Raw genomic sequence first — 15,950 nt, 5'->3', positions numbered from 1 at the left:
ATCCTATCGCCTCTTGTCCTTTTCGCGAGCGACCGCCGCCGTCGCGGCGCGCCCGCGCGGGCCGTTGAAATATTCCTGAATCCACGGATGATCGGTCGCCAGCAGCTCATCGATGGTGCCGACCGCCGTCACCTTCCTGTCCGCCAGCACCGCCACCCGGTCGCAGATCGAATAGAGCGTGTCGAGATCATGGGTGATGAGGAAGACGGTGAGGCCCAGCGTCTGCTGCAATTTGCGCGTCTGGTCGTCGAAGGCGGCCGCGCCGATGGGATCAAGCCCGGCCGTGGGTTCATCGAGGAACAGCAGGTCGGGATCAAGCGCCAGCGCGCGCGCCAGCCCAGCGCGCTTCTTCATCCCGCCCGAAAGTTCGGCGGGATATTTGGGGCCCGCCTCGGCGGGCAGGCCGGTCATGCGGATCTTGTAGGCGGCAATCTCGTCGCGCAGCTTGGGGCCGATGTTCGGATAATATTCGCGGATCGGCACCTCGACATTCTCCGCGACCGTCAGCGTCGAGAACAGCGCGCCGCCCTGGAACAGCACGCCCCAGCGCTTGCGGATCGCCAGCGCCTCATCGTCCAGCCGGCCGATCATCGATTCCCCGAAGACGTGGACCTCGCCCTCATCGGGGGTCTGGAGGCCGATGATGGAGCGCATCAGCACCGACTTGCCTGTCCCCGACCCGCCGACCACGCCCAATATCTCGCCCTTGCGCACGTCGAGGTTCAACCCCTCATGCACGACCTGGTCGCCGAAGCTGTTGCGCAGGTTGCGGACCGATATGGCGACATCATCGCGCTCCAGCGCCTTTTCGACCCGCTCTTCCTCCGCGCTCATCGCTTCTTCGGGCGTCATCAGTTCCAGCCCACCCAGGTGAAGAAGACGGCGAAAAAGGCGTCGAGCACGATGACGAGGAAGATCGCCTGCACCACCGCCGACGTCGTGCGCAGGCCCACTTCCTCGGCATTGGCCTTGACCTGCATGCCCTGGAAGCAGCCGGCGAGCGCGATGATGACGCCGAAGACGGGCGCCTTGATCAGCCCCACCCACAGGTCGTGGATCGGCACCACCTCCCGCAGCCGCTGGACGAAGGTGATCGGCGGAATGTCGAGCGATACGGCGCAGAGGAACCCGCCGCCGACGATTGCGACGATGGAGGAATAAAAGCCGAGCAGCGGCATCATCACGACGACGGCCAGCGTGCGCGGCAGCACCAGCGCCTCCATGGGCGACACGCCGATGGTGCGCATGGCGTCGACCTCCTCGGTCAGCTTCATCGTCCCCAGTTGCGCGGCGAAGGCGGAACCGGACCGGCCCGCGACCATGATCGCTGTCATCAGCACGCCGAGTTCACGGAAGGTGAGGCGCCCGACCAGGTTGATCGTCAGCATCTCCATGCCGAACTGGCGGAGCTGCACCGAACCCTGCTGGGCGATGACGATGCCGATCAGGAAGCTCATCAGGCCGATGATGCCGAGCGCCGAGACGCCCACCACCTCGAACCGCTGGACCACCGCGTTGATGCGGAACCGGCTGGGATGGCGGATGACGTTCCACGTGGCCACCAGCGTTCCGCCGAAAAAGCCGAGCAGGCCCAGCATGGTGCTGCCCGCATTGACCACCGCTTCCCCGATCTGGCCGACGACGCGCTGCCAGGGCGGCACATAGTCGGGGCGGATGTTGACCGGTTCATCGACGCGGCCGACCGCCGCGATCAGCCGTTCCGCATCGCATTTGTCGCCCGTGATCTTGCAGTTCCAGCGCTTGATCGTGCGGTGCAGCACCCAGGCGCCGATCGTGTCCATATGTTCCACGCCCGACAGGTCGATGGTGTCGACCGGACCCTCTATCGCTTCCAGCCGGTCGGGCAGATGGTTGAGGCAAGCGATGGACATATTGCCCGAAAGCCGAATGACCGTCTCGCCGTCGCGGACTTCCTGAGCAAGATCAGCGGCTTTGTTCATCAAGGCGGTGGTGTGGTCCATTATCGGTTGCACGGCAAGCCGAAACGGCCCATCCGCACGATCAAACGAAGGGGCACCGCAAAAAGTTTCGGACATGGCATGACGCACAGGCTCGCAATCTACGATATGGACCGCACGGTCACCTTCAGCGGCACCTATACCGGCTTTCTGGTGCATGTCGCGAAACGCATGGCGCCGTGGCGTCTGGCGCTGTTTCCCGGCGTCGTCCTGCTGATGCTGGCCTATGTGCTGAAGCTGATCAGCCGGCAGCGGCTGAAGGAAATGAACCAGGCGCTGATGATCGGCCATAATGTCGAGCGTGCCCGGCTGATGCCGCATGTGGAAAGCTATGCGGCGAAGGTGGTGGCCCATAATGTCCGTGCGGGCGCGTTGGCGCAGATCGCGAAGGACAGGGCGGACGGCTATCGGCTGGTTCTCGCTACCGCCTCCTACCGCCTTTATGTCGAGCCGATTGCCCGGCGGCTGGGCTTCGATGCGGTGATCGCGACCGATCATCTCTCGCAGGATCTGCGCTATGTCCGCGCCAGGATCGCGGGCGAGAACTGCTACGACACCGGCAAGCTGCGCATGATCAAGGCGTGGATGGCGGCCGAGGCGATCGACCGCACGCAGGCGCATATCCGCGCCTATTCCGACCATGTGTCCGACGCGCCCATGCTGGAGTTCGCGGATATTCCCTTCGCGTCCAATCCGCACAAGCCGCTGGCGAAGCTGGCGGCGGAACGGGGATGGAAACGGGTGGACTGGGCGTAAGGCTCGATGGCGGCATAGGATGACGTGCTCCAGCCTTTGCAGGAGCATGATGCGCCGTTAAATCACCGGAGAAACCAGCGCCTTCCCGGCAAAATGCGCGGCGAGATTCGCCAACAGCATGTCCCGCATCCGCCCGACCGCCTCATAGGTCGCGCCGCCTGTATGCGGGGTCAGCACGATATTCGGCACATCGGCCCAGCGCGCCGCGGGCGTAGGCTCGCTCTCGAACACGTCCAGCGCCGCTCCGCCCAGCCGTCCCTCGCGCAGAGCCGCGATCAGTGCATCCTCATCCACCAATTGCCCCCGCGCGACATTCACCAGCAGCCCTTGTGGTTCCAGCGCGTCCATCACGGACGCATCGATCATCCCGCGATTCTCCTCGGTCGCCCTGGCCGCCACCACCATGACGTCACTGTCCCGCGCCAGCGCCGCCAGACTTTGCGCCCGTGGCCAGCGCAGTTCCGGCTTGTCTCGTGGCCCCCACCATCCGACCCTCATCCGCATCGCCCCGGCCCGTTCGGCCAAGGCGACCCCGATGCTCCCCATGCCGACGATGCCGATCCCCGCGCCCGCCATGGATCGGGTGAGCATCTTCGCGCCCGCGCTCCATTCACCCGACCGCACCTGCCGGTCGCCCAGCACGATCTGCCGCCGGTGCGCGAGGATCAACCCCAGGGCATGATCCGCGACATCCGCCGCATTGGCGTCCCCCGCATGGGTCACGGCCACGCCGCGCGCCCGTGCCCGGTCGAGATCCACCCCGTCATAGCCCACGGTGAAACAGGCGATCAGCCGCAGCGCCGCCATCCGCTCCAGCATCGCCGGGTCGAGCCGGAACTCGCCCGCCGTCACCAGCGCTTCGGCCTCCGCCAGCCGCGCCTGCCCGCTCTCCTCCCACAAGGCCATGACGTCATAATCGGGGGCCAGCACGTCCAGCAGCGGCGCCAGATGCGGCTGCGCCACCAGGATCACGGGGCGCGCTTCCCTCATCCCACCGCCCGCAAGGCCTGGGCGAAGTCCGCGATCAGATCTTCCGCATCCTCGCAGCCGATGGAGATGCGCACCATATTGTCGCTGATCGCCAGCGCCTTCTTGCGTTCGACGGGGACGGACAGATGCGTCATCGCCGCCGGATGGCTCGCCAGCGTCTCTGTCCCGCCCAGGCTGACGGCCAGCTTGGCGATCTTCAGCGCGTCCAGAAAGGCGAAGGCCTCCGCCTCGCCGCCCTTCAGGTAAAGCGAGAAGGTCGATCCTGCGCCCGTGCAATGCCGGCGGTAGATGTCCGCCTGTCGTTCGGTCTCCGGAAAGCCGAGATAGACGACCTTCTCCACCTGCGGCTGGTCCTTCAGCCAGGCACAGACCTTGGCCGCATTCTCGCCCGCGCGGCTCATGCGCAGTTCCAGCGTCTCCAGCGACCGCAGCAGCATCCAGGCGGAATGCGGGTCCAGGATCGTGCCGATGGTGTTCCGCATCAGCCGGATGGTGTTGATCAGCGTATTGGACCCCAGCACCCCGCCCGCGACCAGATCGCTGTGCCCGCCTGCATATTTGGTGAGGCTGTAGATGACGAGATCCGCCCCATGGCTCAGCGGATGCAGCCAGAGCGGCCCCAGGAAAGTATTGTCGATGGCGATGGGCGGTCGATATTCTTCGCCTGCGAAGGAAAAGTCGCGCCGCGCAACTACCGCCTCCAGATCGACGAGGACATTGGTCGGATTGGCCGGGCTTTCCAGATAGATCAGCGCCACGCGGCCCAGCGCCTTGGCCCGGTCGATCACCGCGCCGATCTCCTCCTCGCTCGCGCCCGCGGGGAAATCCAGCCACTGCACGCCGAACTTGCCGAGGATGCGTCCGATCAGCGATTCGGTCGCGGCATAGAGCGGCGCCGAATGGACGATCACGTCGCCCGGCTGCACCAAAGCCAGCAAGGTCGTTGCAATGGCGGACATGCCGCTGGAAAAGAGCAGGGCGTCCTCCGCCTCTTCCCAGACCGACAGCCGGTCCTCCGCAATCTCCTGATTTGGCCCATTGAAGCGCGAATAGACGAGGCCTTCGGCGCCGCCGGGGCGGATGCCAGTCACCCCCTCGAAATGCCGCTTGCCCGCTGCGGCGCTTTCGAAGGCGAAGGTGGAGGTGAGGAAGATCGGCGGCTTCAGCGAGCCTTCGGACAGAGTGGGATCATAGCCATGGCCCATCATCAACGTCGCGGGCTTCAGCTTGCGGCCTTCGATTTCCATGATCGGTTGCTTGGGGCGGCGGCGGTTGCGCGTGGGTTCCGCGCCCGTGAGGTCGGCTTCGGTTTCGCCGGTCATCGATGATCTCCTGCATGTTTGCGGCGTCTGTTGCGCCGCTGCGATGGCAGGGAGTGTAACGCTTTCGGGGGGGAAGGAGCCAGAGCGGATTGTTAGATTATTTCATGAAACCAAAGTTAAATTACTATGCGCTCCATATTCCTGCGCAGGAGCGCGGAGCGTTTTGAGGCGAGGTAGCGTTGAACAGGATGACGTTTATGTCTTCTCATCCTACATCCTCCCCATGAACCAACGCCTACCCGAACCGCTGGAGCAATGGTTCACGTCACGCGGCTGGGCGCCCCGCCGCCACCAGATCGACATGCTGAGCGCTGCCCGATCCGGCGACCACGCGCTGCTCGTCGCGCCCACCGGCGCGGGCAAGACCCTCGCCGGCTTCCTGCCGGCCCTGGCCGACCTCATCGAAAATCCCGGTGAGGGTCTCCACACCCTCTATGTCTCGCCCCTCAAGGCGCTCGCCGTCGACGTGCGGCGCAACCTTCTGACGCCCATCGAGGAAATGGGCCTGCCGATCCGGGTGGAAACCCGCACCGGCGACACCCCTTCCGACCGCAAGGCGCGCCAGCGCGCGCGCCCGCCGCAAATCCTGCTCACCACGCCGGAATCGCTGTCGCTGCTGCTGAGCTATCCCGACAGCTTCCTGATGTTCCCAGGCCTGAAGACGGTCATCATCGATGAGGTCCACGCCTTCGCCACGCAAAAGCGCGGCGACATCCTCAACCTTTCCCTGTCCCGCCTCCAGAGCATCAATCCGGGCCTTCGCCGCGTGGCGCTGTCGGCGACCGTCGCCGATGTCGACGCCTATCGGGCCTGGCTGGCCCCGGACGGGGACATCGGCGCCGTCACTCCGGTCTTGGGAGAGGCGGGCGCCGATCCCCATGTCGCCATCCTCATCCCCGAAGGGCGCATTCCCTGGTCCGGGCACTCCGGCAAATATGCCGCCCGGCAGGTGATGGAGGAGATCGAGCGCCGCGCCACGACATTGGTCTTCTGCAACACGCGCGGCCTGGCGGAACTGATCTTCCAGGAACTCTGGTCGGTGAACGAGGCGAACCTGCCCATCGCCATCCATCATGGCAGCCTTTCCATCGAAGCGCGAAGGAAGGTGGAGGCGGCGATGGCGGCCGGCAGGCTGCGCGCGCTGGTCGCCACCGCCTCGCTCGATCTCGGCGTCGACTGGGGCAATGTGGACTGCGTGATCCAGATGGGCGCCCCCAAGGGCAGTTCGCGCCTGCTCCAGCGCATCGGGCGGGCCAATCACCGCCTCGACATGGCGTCCGAGGCGATCCTCATCCCCGGCAACCGTTTCGAATATCTCGAAGCCCGCGCCGCGCTGGACGCGGTGGAGGCGGGCGAGCGCGACACCGACGATTTCCGTCCGGGCAGCCTGGACGTCCTTGCCCAGCATGTCATGGGCCTCGCCTGCGCAGCGCCCTTTCGGGCGGAAGATCTGCTGGCGGAAGTCCGGTCGGCCACCCCCTATGGCGCGTTGACGGAGGAAGCCTTTGCCAATGTCCTCCATTTCATCGAGGGCGGCGGCTATGCCCTGCGCGCCTATGACCGCTTCAAGCGGCTGACGCTTGGACCTGACGGTCTATGGCGCGTCTCCCATCCGCGCTTCATCCAGCAGCATCGCCTCAACGCCGGCATCATCGTCGACCAGCCCGCGCTCGCCGTCCGCTTCGCCAATGGGCGCAAGCTCGGCACGGTGGAGGAGGGCTTCGCCGCCACCTTGAGCCCCGGCGACTGCTTCTTCTTTTCCGGCACCGCATTGGAAGTGGTCCGTATGGACAGCACCGACCTCATCGTCCGCGCGACGTCCAGGCAGGCACGCATCCCGAGTTGGGGCGGCACGCGCATGGCCATGTCCACGCGGCTGGCCGACCGCGTCCGCCACTTCCTGGCCGAACCGGAGCGATGGTCCCGCTTTCCCGACGATGTGCGCGAATGGCTGGAGGTGCAGAAATATCGCTCGGCCCTGCCCGAACCGGGGCAATTGCTGATCGAGACATTCCCGCATGAGGGGCGGCACTATCTCGTCTGCTACAGTTTCGAAGGCTGGAACGCGCATCAGTCGCTGGGCATGCTGCTGACCCGCCGCATGGATGCGCAGGGCTTGATGCCGATGGGCTTCGTTTCCAACGACTATGCGCTGGCCGTCTATGGGCTGAAGCCGATCACGGACCCGCAGAGCCTCTTTTCGGCCGACATATTGGATCATGAATTCATCGAATGGGTCGAACAGTCGAGCCTGCTCAAGCGCGCCTTTCGCGACGTGGCCGTCATTTCCGGCCTGATAGAGCGCCAGCATCCCGGCAAGCGCAAGACGGGTCGGCAGGTCACTTTCTCGACCGACCTCATCTACGACGTGCTGCGCAAATATCAACCCGATCATCTGCTGCTGAAGGCGGCGTGGGCCGATGCCCGCGCACGGATGACCGACGTGGGACGGTTGGGCGACCTGATCGACCGCGCATCGGCCACCATGCTGCATGTCAATCTCGACCGGGTGAGCCCGCTCGCCGTCCCCGTGCTGATCCTCATCGGACGCGAGCAGGTCGCCCAGCATGAGGTGGAGGATGCCCTGCTCATCGAGGCCGAAGCCCTTGTTGCGGAAGCCATGCGCCCGGATTGAATGGGTGGTGGAGGCAGCCGGTCATTACGGCATTCATCGCCTCTGTCTTTGGGGAGTGGCGCAGCGGACGGCCATCTTCACCGATTCCAACGCACGGCGCTTCATGGATCAGACAAAATGAAGAGGGGCCGCGCAGATAAGCTACGCGGCCCCTCTTTCGTTCAGTATTTCGCAGCGCTTCAGGCGGCCTGCTTCTCAGCCTTGTAGCGTTCGATCGCTTCCAGGGTGATGCGCTTGGCGTCTTCCGCGCCGCCCCAGGTGCCGATGCGCACCCACTTCTTCTTTTCCAGATCCTTATAGTGGGTGAAGAAATGCTCGATCTGCTCCATGACGATGCCGGGCAGGTCGTCCTTCTCACCAACGTTCGAATAATAGGGGAAGACCGAATCCGCCGGCACGCAGACCAGCTTTTCGTCGCCGCCCGCTTCATCCTCCAGGTTCAGCACGGCGATCGGGCGGGCCGCGACCACGGCGCCGGGAATGAAGGGCGAGCGGGCGATGACCAGCGCGTCCAGCGGATCGCCATCGGGCGACAGCGTGTGCGGCACAAAGCCGTAATTGGCCGGATAGCGCATCGGCGTATGCAGGATGCGGTCCACGAACAGCGCGCCCGACGCCTTGTCGAACTCATATTTGACGGGCTCGCCACCGACCGGAACCTCGATGATGACATTCAGGCTGTTGGGCGGATCGTCGCCCACCGGGATCAGTTCGATATTCATGGGACTTCAAGCCTTTTTCGATACGCGTTGGCGCTACGGGTGATTATGTTTTCGGTTTCAGCAGCCGGTCCAGGCTGCCTTCACCCTCTCCTGTCTTTTCGAGGCGCGGATAGCGCAGGCCGCCGGAATATGCGAGGGTCAAAGTGCGATAATATTTGTCCTGCTTCACTATGATCTGGAGCGGCTTTCCGGACTTGATCGCCGCCTTGAACACATCGCCCGAATATTCATCGCCATTGATCGCGAGGATCTTCGATCCGGTCGCCAGGCCAGCCTTGAAGGCCGGACTGTCCCAGACGACGTTGCTGATCTCGCCGTCATTCTTGACGATCATGCCGATGCCGAAGCTCTGGTCGGTGAACTTGCCCGATCCTTCGACCGCCTTGGTGATGGCCCCCGGCGTGTCGCCATAGACCAGCCTGTAGCCGCCCAGCGTGAAGCCGCCCTTGGGTGTCTCCCTGGTCGTGCTGTCGACATATTTCTGGAAGAAGCCCGCCCAGTCATAGGGCGCGACTGCGTTGAGCGTCTTGATGACGTCGCCGCGATTATAGACGACCTGTCCCCAATCGCCCGGATTGATGCCGAAAAAGGCCCTGGCGAAATCGTCCAGGCCCTTGGCGCCCCTGGTCTGCTGGCGGATGATCGCATCCGCTTCCAGCCAGATCATCAGGCCTTCATTGTAATAATCCTCCGACCGCTGCCAGCTCGACCAGCCCTTGGGACGGCGGGCGGAGATGATGGGATCATGGGTGGTGTCCTCCATCGGCCGCCACTCGCGGCCCCGCGCCGTATCCAGCTTGGCCGCGATATGGGCATAGGCGTCCAGCGTTTCCTGCTTGGAGAACAGCCCGGACCGCGCGCCCAGCACATAGCCCCAGAACTGCGTCTGCCCTTCATAGACCCACAGCAGATTGTCCTGCATCGGCACGTTGAAATCGGGTGTCCACAGCAGGTCCGGACGGCGGAACTTGCCGTCCCAGCTATGGGTGAATTCATGCGGCAAGAGGTTGCGGTCCAGCAGCGCATCGCCGTCGCCCCATTTCTTGAAATAGCCCGGCTCGACCTGATTCTCCGACGACCGGTGATGCTCCAGCCCGATGCCGCCCATCTCGTCGGTGATGGCGAACAGGAAGTCATAATGGTCGAAATGATAGGTGCCGAACAGTGCGCCCGCTTCATCGACCAGCTTCTTGTGCCTGGCGATCTGGTCGGGTTTGGCGTCCAGTTCGTCGGCATCGTCCGCGACGATGTTGAGCGTCACATTATGGCCCAGGTCCACGGGCTTGAAATGAAGGCCCGCGAACACCGGCGAATCCTGCAAGGCTTCATAGTCGATCGTCTCATAGGCAACGGTCGATCCGGTCTTCTTGCCCCGCAAGGCTGTCGCGGCCTGCCAGCCGTCGGGATAGGTCACGGTCGCCTGGATCGGAATCTGCCGCGTATAATAGCCCGCCGGATAGAGCGACACCGACTCCCACTGGATATTGAGCATCTTGGGCGTGACGACGACGCGGCCCTGATTGGGCTGGGTGGCGGACAGGAACTGAAAGGATGCGACGACCTGTTTCGTCCACTGCGGCACGTCGATCACAAAGCCATAGACGTTGAGCGGATCGCGCTTCCACGCCAGCGGCTTGCCGTCGGCCGTGAAGCTGAGGCCGGTCAGCTTCTCGATCTGTCCGCGCGGCGCATGGTTGCCCGGCAGCCATTGCGGCATCAGCAGCGTCATCGGACCGGCTGCGGCGACGGGGATGGTTTCCTTCACCCGGAAGATGCGCTGCACCGTATCGGTGGCGTCGACCTCCAGCCTGATCGTGCCGCCGGGATAGGGCGCATCCTTGGGCGCCGGCGCGGCATAGTCGACCGGCAGCGCCGTAGGTTTGGAGCGGATCGCATCCTGCGCGATCAGCGGGGTTGCGATCGCCGTGGAAAGGAAAAGGGCGGCAGCAAGGCTGCGGATCATGAACATCTCCGAAAAAGCGTGCGGTCGAACGACCGTATAACAACAGCATGGCGAGCCATTCCGCTCTCGTCCACCCCCAACTCTTCTTGGCATATTTTACGACAAAAAAGCGCGTTTCCTTGAGCCGTCTTTATCGTTAAAGGCGCTGCCCCATGGCGAAGATCGAAACCCCGCGCCCGGTGCGCGGCACGCAGGACATGCTGGGCGGCACGAGTGAAGCGTTTCAGGAACGTTTCGCCCATGTGGTCGCGACCTTCGACCGGGTGCGCAGGCTCTACGGATTCCAGCGGGTGGAAGTGCCGGTGTTCGAATCGACGGCGGTGTTCGCCCGGTCGCTGGGCGAAAGTACGGACGTCGTTTCCAAGGAAATGTACACGTTCGAGGATCGCGGCGGCGACAGCATCACCCTGCGCCCGGAATTCACGGCAGGCATTTCCCGCGCCTATATCACCGAGGGTTGGCAGCAATATGCGCCGCTGAAGGTCGCGACCCACGGCCCGCTCTTCCGCTACGAGCGTCCGCAAAAGGGCCGCTTCCGCCAGTTCCACCAGCTCGACGCGGAGATCATCGGCGCGGGTGAGCCGGGCGCGGACGTGGAACTGCTGGTGCTGGCCGACCAGTTGCTGCGCGAACTGGGCGTATCGGAAGGCGTGACGCTCAACCTCAACACGCTGGGCGACGGGCCGAGCCGCGAAGCGTGGCGCGCCGCGCTGATCGCGCATTTCGAGGCGCATCGGGATCAGCTTTCGGAAGAGAGCCTTGATCGCCTGCACCGCAATCCGCTGCGCATCCTCGACAGCAAGGACCCACGCGACCGTCCGGTGGCGGACAGCGCGCCGGACATCGACGCCTATCTGACCGAGGAAGCGCGGACCTTTTTCGAGAAGGTGACGGCGGGTCTCGACGCGGCGGGCGTGGCGTGGGAGCGCAACGCCCGGCTGGTGCGCGGCCTCGATTATTACCGCCACACGGCGTTCGAATTCATCACCGACCGGCTCGGCGCGCAGGGCACGGTGCTGGGCGGCGGGCGCTATGACGGGCTGATCGAGAATCTCGGCGGCCCCTCGACCCCGGCGGTCGGCTGGGCGGCGGGGATCGAGCGGCTGGCGATGCTGGTGGATATGCCGGAGATTGCCGGCCCGACCGTCGCCGTCATACCCATGGGCGAAGCCGCCGAAGTCAGGGCCACCGGCATCATCGCCGACCTGCGCCGCGCGGGCATTGCCTGCGACATGGGCTATCGCGGCAACATGAAGAAGCGGATGCAGCGGGCCAATGCTTCGGGCGCGGCCTGGGCGGTGATCCTGGGGGACGACGAACTGGCGCGGGGGGAGGCGGCCGTCCGCAATCTCGGCACGGGCGAACAGGAAGCCGTCGCCCTAGATGCGCTGATCGGGAAACTGGCAACGCGCTGATGCATATCTCCGCCGAACGCATCGCGCAGATCGAAGCGCGCCGGGACGAGGTGCAGGCGTCGATGACGCGTGCCGACCTCGCGCCGGAGGAGTTCGTGCGGCTGTCCAAGGAATATGCCGAGATCGAGCCGGTGGCCAGGGCCGCGCACGAAGTCCGCCGGCTGCGCCAGGAACTGAGCGCCCTCGAATATATGGCGGGCGGCGAGGATGCGGATTCCGATCCGCTGATGCGCGAAATGGCGCAGGAGGAGATGCAACTGATCAAGAGTCGGTTGCCCGATGCCGAACGCGCCCTCGCGCTGCAATTGCTGCCCAGGGATGCCGCCGACGCGCGCCCGGCCATGCTGGAAATCCGCGCGGGGACGGGCGGCGACGAAGCGGCGCTGTTCGCGGGCGACCTGTTCCGCATGTATCAGCGCTATGCCGACGCGCAGGGCTGGAAGATGGAACTCATTTCCGCCAACGCCTCCGAAGTCGGTGGTTATAAGGAGGTCGTCGCCAGCGTCACCGGCACCGGCGTCTTCGCCAAGCTGAAGTTCGAAAGCGGCGTCCACCGTGTCCAGCGCGTTCCGGTCACGGAAAGCGGAGGACGCATCCACACCTCCGCCGCCACCGTCGCGGTGCTGCCGGAGCCGGAGGAGGTCGATGTGCAGATCGCGGACAGCGACCTCAAGATCGACATCTACCGGGCGTCCGGCGCGGGTGGCCAGCACGTCAACACCACCGATTCCGCCGTGCGCATCACCCACTTGCCCTCCGGCATCGTGGTGACGCAGCAGGACGAGCGATCCCAGCACAAGAACAAGGCGAAGGCGATGCAGGTGCTGCGCGCCCGCCTGTATGAGATGGAACGCGAGCGCGCCCAGAGCGAACAGGCCGGTGCGCGCAAGGCGATGGTGGGCTCCGGCGATCGGTCCGAACGCATCCGCACCTATAATTTCCCGCAAGGGCGGGTGACGGACCATCGCATCAACCTGACCCTGCACCGCCTGCCCGAAATCCTCGAAGGACCGGGCTTGTCCGAAGTCATCGACGCGCTGGTGGCGGAGGACGAAGCCGCCCGCCTCGCCCAACTGGATGGCGTGGCGTGATGCCGTCGCCCTCTCAACACCATCCGTCATTCCCGCGTAGGCGGGAATCCATCTCCCATAAGTTGCGACTTGGTGCAGCGTCTGGAGATGGGTTCCCGCTTTCGCGGGAATGACAAATATGGGGGTCGCTCCAGCCTTGCGTCAGGCAACCGAGCGCCTCGCCCTCATCAGCGCGACCCCGCGCCTCGACGCGGAACTGCTCCTCGCCCATGCGCTGGAGATCGATCGCAACGAGATGCTGATGCGCCAGCGCGACCTCAGCGTCCCGCCCGGTTTCGAAGCGCTGCTCCAACGCCGCCTGACCGGCGAACCCATCGCCTATATCACCGGCGCGCGCGATTTCTGGACGATCAGCCTGCGCGTCACGCCCGATGTCCTCATTCCCCGTCCTGACAGCGAGACGCTGATCGAGGCCGCTCTCGACCATTTCGGCGCGCGGAGTCCCGCCCGCATCCTCGACCTCGGCACCGGTTCCGGCGCGCTGCTGCTTGCGGCGCTCAGCCAATGGCCGCAGGCAAGCGGGGTGGGCGTCGATATTTCCCCGGCGGCGCTGGCGGTCGCCCGGGGCAATGCCGATCGGCTGGATCTCAGCGAACGCGCCTATTTCCGGATGGGCGACTGGGCGGAGGGAATGGACGGCTCCTTCGACCTGATCCTGATCAATCCACCCTATATCGCCCGCGACGTTGCGTTGGCGGGCGACGTCCTCCATGAGCCCGAAAGCGCCCTTTTCGCAGGCGCGGACGGGCTGGACGACTATCGCCGGATCGCGCCGATGCTGCCCCGGCTGCTGGCGCCGGACGGGATGGCCGCCATCGAGATCGGCTACGACCAACGGCTCAGCGTCTCCACCCTGCTTGGCGATCAAGGACTTAGCGTCGGGGTCCGCCACGATCTCGCCGGTCATGACCGCTGCCTGATCGCAACCTTGGCTCCATCCGTCTGACCCGGCGAAGGATTTGCGCCGGCACAAGCTAAAATTGCTTGGTTTATGGCCGGGAAGCCACTACATGGAGCTTAGGGACGGCACTATCCTGAGGATCTGCCCTGTGGGGCCGCGACAAGAAAAGGCCGTTTTCCCGCTCCTTCAAAGTCACGACGGCGCTGCTGCGCAGGCGCCTCTGGCAGGTCAAGGGCATAGGCCGATCGCTCGGCCCCTGCCTGGCGGAGCCTTATCCGGCCTGATGGTCAGGCCGTGCTGAAGGATGGCGACTGAACAGTGTTTTTCCGTGAATGATGGCAAAGTGAACGCAAGGATCAGCTCTTGATCAACAACAGGCAGGCCGGTCGCCGGAATCGCGGCCGGAACAACAATAATGGCCGGCCCAACGGTGGCAATCGGGGCGGCGGTGACAATGGCAACCGGATCGACAGCCGCGCACGCGGCAATGCGGCCCAGCTTCTTGAAAAATACAAGAATATGGCGCGCGATGCCCAGATGGCGGGCGATCGGGTGAATGCGGAATATTATCTGCAGTTTGCCGATCATTATTTCCGCGTGCTGGCCGACAATCGCGCCCGTCAGGAGGAGCAGCAGCAACGCTTCCGCCCGCGCGACGAAAGCTTCGACGAGAATTTCGACGATTTCGATGCCGGGGACGAAGCGGGCGAGGACGGGCGCGCCGATCAGGCGAGCGACCGCGGGCAGGACTTCGATCGCCGTCGGGACGAGCAGCGCGATTATCGCGAAGGCCGGAACGACCGCAATCGGCGCGATCGCAATGACCGTAACGATCGTAACGAACGGCGCCGGGAACGGCCGCCGGTAGAGGAAGTGGCCATCGAGGAAGCCGTGGAACAGCGGCAGCCCGAAACCGCGCCTCAGCCGTCGGCCCCCATGCAGGCCGCTCCGGAATCGCAGCCCGAGGCTGAGGCTCCCCGCGCCCGTCGCGGACGTCCGCGCAAGGCGGCGGCCGCGCAGGAGGAAGGCCAGGGCGGTCTGGATCTGGCGGTGCTGCCGCCCTCGATCGCGCGCGCCGACAATGATGCGGAACCTGCCGCTGAAGCCCCGCGCAAGCGCACCCGCCGGGCCCGGCCTGCTGCTGAAGCCGCCGAATAGGCGCCGGTTCCGCCCGGATGGGCGGGGGACGAGCGTCAAGAAAAGGGGACAGTGCCGCTGCGCTGTCCCCTTTTTCATGCTTCCGGCTCGGCCTTGACGGGATCAGGCAGTGGGCAGCGGACGCGGCCGGTGATTTTCATCCAAAGCGACGAAGGTGAACAGGCCGCTGGTCAGTTCGACCTTCGTCTCCTGCGGTCCCCGCGTCGCGACGACATCGATCCGGATGGCGACCGATGTCCGTCCCCGCCTTTCCTCATGGGCATAGACCGACACGATGTCGCCCAGCAGGATCGGGGCAATGAACGTCATGCCCTCTATCGCGACGGTCGCTACGGCGCCCCGGGCGATCCGGGCGGCGATGATGCCGCCGGCAATGTCCATCTGGCTCAACACCCAGCCGCCGAAAATATGCCCATTGGCGTTGATGTCCGTGATGTGCGGCACCACGCGCAACACCACTTCGCCCTTTTCGTCAGTCATCACTGGAAACCTCATCCTTCATCCGGTCGATGACCTGTTCGTCATGTCCCGTTCCGCTCGACAAAAATGCCAGCGCCATCAGACCCGTCCCCAACATGAACGTCAACCAGACGCCCAATATGGTGGCGATGACCATATGGATCGGCATGGGGCCCGCCCACCAGCGCAGGAAGAGCAGCGCCGCCCCGACGCACAATGCGCCGCTCAGCGCCATCCATCCCATGATGCGGCGGAACCGCCGCCATGCGACCTGCGCGACCTGCGGGTCATCAAGTCCTTGTCTGTGCGTCATCCCTTTCCTTTGGAGTGTGAAAGTGGGATCATCAAGGGACTGAGGCATTTAGCCGGCAGGCAGGGAGACGGACCATGACGATCGCGGCGATTCTGCAACGCAAGGGACAGGATGTCGTCCAGGCGCAATCGGGCGACACGGTCCTGTCGGTGGTGCAATTGCTGGCCGAGCGGCGGATCGGCTGCGTCCCGGTGGTGGATGACGGCAAGGTGGTCGGCATCTTTTCCGAACGCGACCTGGTCTATC

The 15,950-nt window shown here is 64.8% G+C and carries 15 protein-coding genes (1 of these 15 running past the window's edge); 7 read left to right on the top strand and 8 right to left on the bottom strand.

Annotated features, from left to right (window positions below):
- Positions 1 to 3 precede the first annotated feature (3 nt).
- Both H5V43_RS13520 and H5V43_RS13515 read right to left on the bottom strand, forming a co-directional pair.
- Positions 4 to 852, bottom strand: coding sequence for an ABC transporter ATP-binding protein (locus H5V43_RS13520; RefSeq protein ID WP_044660607.1), 849 nt, complete (start codon positions 850 to 852; stop codon positions 4 to 6).
- Positions 852 to 1,961 (bottom strand): ABC transporter permease, encoded by a 1,110-nt coding sequence (locus H5V43_RS13515; protein ID WP_025550762.1) that lies wholly within the window; start codon positions 1,959 to 1,961, stop codon positions 852 to 854. The genes H5V43_RS13520 and H5V43_RS13515 overlap by 1 nt, the downstream gene beginning before the upstream one ends.
- Before the next feature lie 99 nt (positions 1,962 to 2,060).
- Here H5V43_RS13515 and H5V43_RS13510 point away from each other — a divergent pair, with 99 nt between their 5' ends.
- A complete protein-coding gene (locus tag H5V43_RS13510) occupies positions 2,061 to 2,735 on the top strand; it encodes an HAD family hydrolase (protein WP_025550761.1) in 675 nt (224 codons plus the stop codon).
- 57 nt (positions 2,736 to 2,792) lie between these two features.
- Here the strand turns inward: H5V43_RS13510 and H5V43_RS13505 are convergent, their stop codons facing one another.
- Together H5V43_RS13505 and H5V43_RS13500 are read right to left on the bottom strand one after the other, a co-directional pair.
- On the bottom strand, positions 2,793 to 3,725 hold the full coding sequence (locus tag H5V43_RS13505; protein ID WP_025550759.1) for a 2-hydroxyacid dehydrogenase: 933 nt from the start codon (positions 3,723 to 3,725) through the stop codon (positions 2,793 to 2,795).
- Positions 3,722 to 5,047, bottom strand: coding sequence for a cystathionine gamma-synthase family protein (locus H5V43_RS13500; protein ID WP_025550758.1), 1,326 nt, complete (start codon positions 5,045 to 5,047; stop codon positions 3,722 to 3,724). Before H5V43_RS13500 ends, H5V43_RS13505 begins: the two co-directional genes overlap by 4 nt.
- Before the next feature lie 223 nt (positions 5,048 to 5,270).
- On the opposite strand from H5V43_RS13500, the gene H5V43_RS13495 reads away from it, so the two are divergent.
- Positions 5,271 to 7,682 (top strand): ligase-associated DNA damage response DEXH box helicase, encoded by a 2,412-nt coding sequence (locus H5V43_RS13495; protein ID WP_025550756.1) that lies wholly within the window; start codon positions 5,271 to 5,273, stop codon positions 7,680 to 7,682.
- A 179-nt stretch (positions 7,683 to 7,861) separates the two neighbouring features.
- On the opposite strand, the gene ppa is transcribed toward H5V43_RS13495, so the two are convergent.
- Both ppa and H5V43_RS13485 read right to left on the bottom strand, forming a co-directional pair.
- Positions 7,862 to 8,404 (bottom strand): inorganic diphosphatase, encoded by a 543-nt coding sequence (gene ppa / locus H5V43_RS13490; protein WP_025550754.1) that lies wholly within the window; start codon positions 8,402 to 8,404, stop codon positions 7,862 to 7,864.
- A gap of 43 nt (positions 8,405 to 8,447) precedes the next feature.
- Positions 8,448 to 10,367: a M61 family metallopeptidase gene (locus tag H5V43_RS13485; RefSeq protein WP_025550752.1), complete on the bottom strand. Its 1,920-nt coding sequence runs from the start codon at positions 10,365 to 10,367 to the stop codon at positions 8,448 to 8,450.
- 152 nt (positions 10,368 to 10,519) lie between these two features.
- Between H5V43_RS13485 and hisS the strand changes: the two genes are divergently transcribed.
- The 4 genes from hisS (at position 10,520) to H5V43_RS13465 (ending at position 14,932) form a co-directional block, all read left to right on the top strand.
- Positions 10,520 to 11,782, top strand: a complete 1,263-nt coding sequence (hisS, locus tag H5V43_RS13480; protein ID WP_025550750.1) for a histidine--tRNA ligase — start codon at positions 10,520 to 10,522, stop codon at positions 11,780 to 11,782.
- Entirely contained in the window at positions 11,782 to 12,873 is a 1,092-nt protein-coding gene (gene prfA, locus H5V43_RS13475) for a peptide chain release factor 1 (protein WP_025550749.1), read from the top strand. The genes hisS and prfA overlap by 1 nt, the downstream gene beginning before the upstream one ends.
- A gap of 118 nt (positions 12,874 to 12,991) precedes the next feature.
- Positions 12,992 to 13,819, top strand: a complete 828-nt coding sequence (gene prmC / locus H5V43_RS13470) for a peptide chain release factor N(5)-glutamine methyltransferase (RefSeq protein ID WP_025550747.1) — start codon at positions 12,992 to 12,994, stop codon at positions 13,817 to 13,819.
- Between the two features lie 318 nt (positions 13,820 to 14,137).
- On the top strand, positions 14,138 to 14,932 hold the full coding sequence (locus tag H5V43_RS13465; protein WP_025550745.1) for a DUF4167 domain-containing protein: 795 nt from the start codon (positions 14,138 to 14,140) through the stop codon (positions 14,930 to 14,932).
- 102 nt (positions 14,933 to 15,034) lie between these two features.
- On the opposite strand, the gene H5V43_RS13460 is transcribed toward H5V43_RS13465, so the two are convergent.
- Together H5V43_RS13460 and H5V43_RS13455 are read right to left on the bottom strand one after the other, a co-directional pair.
- Entirely contained in the window at positions 15,035 to 15,412 is a 378-nt protein-coding gene (locus H5V43_RS13460; protein WP_025550743.1) for an acyl-CoA thioesterase, read from the bottom strand.
- Entirely contained in the window at positions 15,405 to 15,704 is a 300-nt protein-coding gene (locus tag H5V43_RS13455) for a hypothetical protein (protein WP_025550741.1), read from the bottom strand. Before H5V43_RS13455 ends, H5V43_RS13460 begins: the two co-directional genes overlap by 8 nt.
- A gap of 74 nt (positions 15,705 to 15,778) precedes the next feature.
- On the opposite strand from H5V43_RS13455, the gene H5V43_RS13450 reads away from it, so the two are divergent.
- Positions 15,779 to 15,950, top strand: the beginning of a protein-coding gene (locus H5V43_RS13450) for a CBS domain-containing protein (protein WP_025550739.1). It continues 257 nt past the right edge of the window; only the first 172 of its 429 coding nucleotides appear in the window; it begins with the start codon at positions 15,779 to 15,781; its stop codon lies off the right edge, out of view.

This window comes from Sphingobium fuliginis (genome assembly GCF_015074805.1).
Lineage (GTDB): Bacteria > Pseudomonadota > Alphaproteobacteria > Sphingomonadales > Sphingomonadaceae > Sphingobium > Sphingobium fuliginis.
The sequence above is the reverse complement of the archived record's forward strand: the minus strand, read 5'-3'. Positions and strand labels throughout refer to the sequence as shown.

Bases quoted from the DNA above. Each gene is read 5' to 3' on its own strand.
- H5V43_RS13520 (WP_044660607.1), bottom strand. From the start codon at position 852: ATGACGCCCGAAGAAGCGATGAGCGCGGAGGAAGAGCGGGTCGAAAAG.
- H5V43_RS13515 (WP_025550762.1), bottom strand. From the start codon at position 1,961: ATGAACAAAGCCGCTGATCTTGCTCAGGAAGTCCGCGACGGCGAGACG.
- H5V43_RS13510 (WP_025550761.1), top strand. From the start codon at position 2,061: ATGACGCACAGGCTCGCAATCTACGATATGGACCGCACGGTCACCTTC.
- H5V43_RS13505 (WP_025550759.1), bottom strand. From the start codon at position 3,725: ATGAGGGAAGCGCGCCCCGTGATCCTGGTGGCGCAGCCGCATCTGGCG.
- H5V43_RS13500 (WP_025550758.1), bottom strand. From the start codon at position 5,047: ATGACCGGCGAAACCGAAGCCGACCTCACGGGCGCGGAACCCACGCGC.
- H5V43_RS13495 (WP_025550756.1), top strand. From the start codon at position 5,271: ATGAACCAACGCCTACCCGAACCGCTGGAGCAATGGTTCACGTCACGC.
- ppa (WP_025550754.1), bottom strand. From the start codon at position 8,404: ATGAATATCGAACTGATCCCGGTGGGCGACGATCCGCCCAACAGCCTG.
- H5V43_RS13485 (WP_025550752.1), bottom strand. From the start codon at position 10,367: ATGATCCGCAGCCTTGCTGCCGCCCTTTTCCTTTCCACGGCGATCGCA.
- hisS (WP_025550750.1), top strand. From the start codon at position 10,520: ATGGCGAAGATCGAAACCCCGCGCCCGGTGCGCGGCACGCAGGACATG.
- prfA (WP_025550749.1), top strand. From the start codon at position 11,782: ATGCATATCTCCGCCGAACGCATCGCGCAGATCGAAGCGCGCCGGGAC.
- prmC (WP_025550747.1), top strand. From the start codon at position 12,992: ATGGGGGTCGCTCCAGCCTTGCGTCAGGCAACCGAGCGCCTCGCCCTC.
- H5V43_RS13460 (WP_025550743.1), bottom strand. From the start codon at position 15,412: ATGACTGACGAAAAGGGCGAAGTGGTGTTGCGCGTGGTGCCGCACATC.
- H5V43_RS13455 (WP_025550741.1), bottom strand. From the start codon at position 15,704: ATGACGCACAGACAAGGACTTGATGACCCGCAGGTCGCGCAGGTCGCA.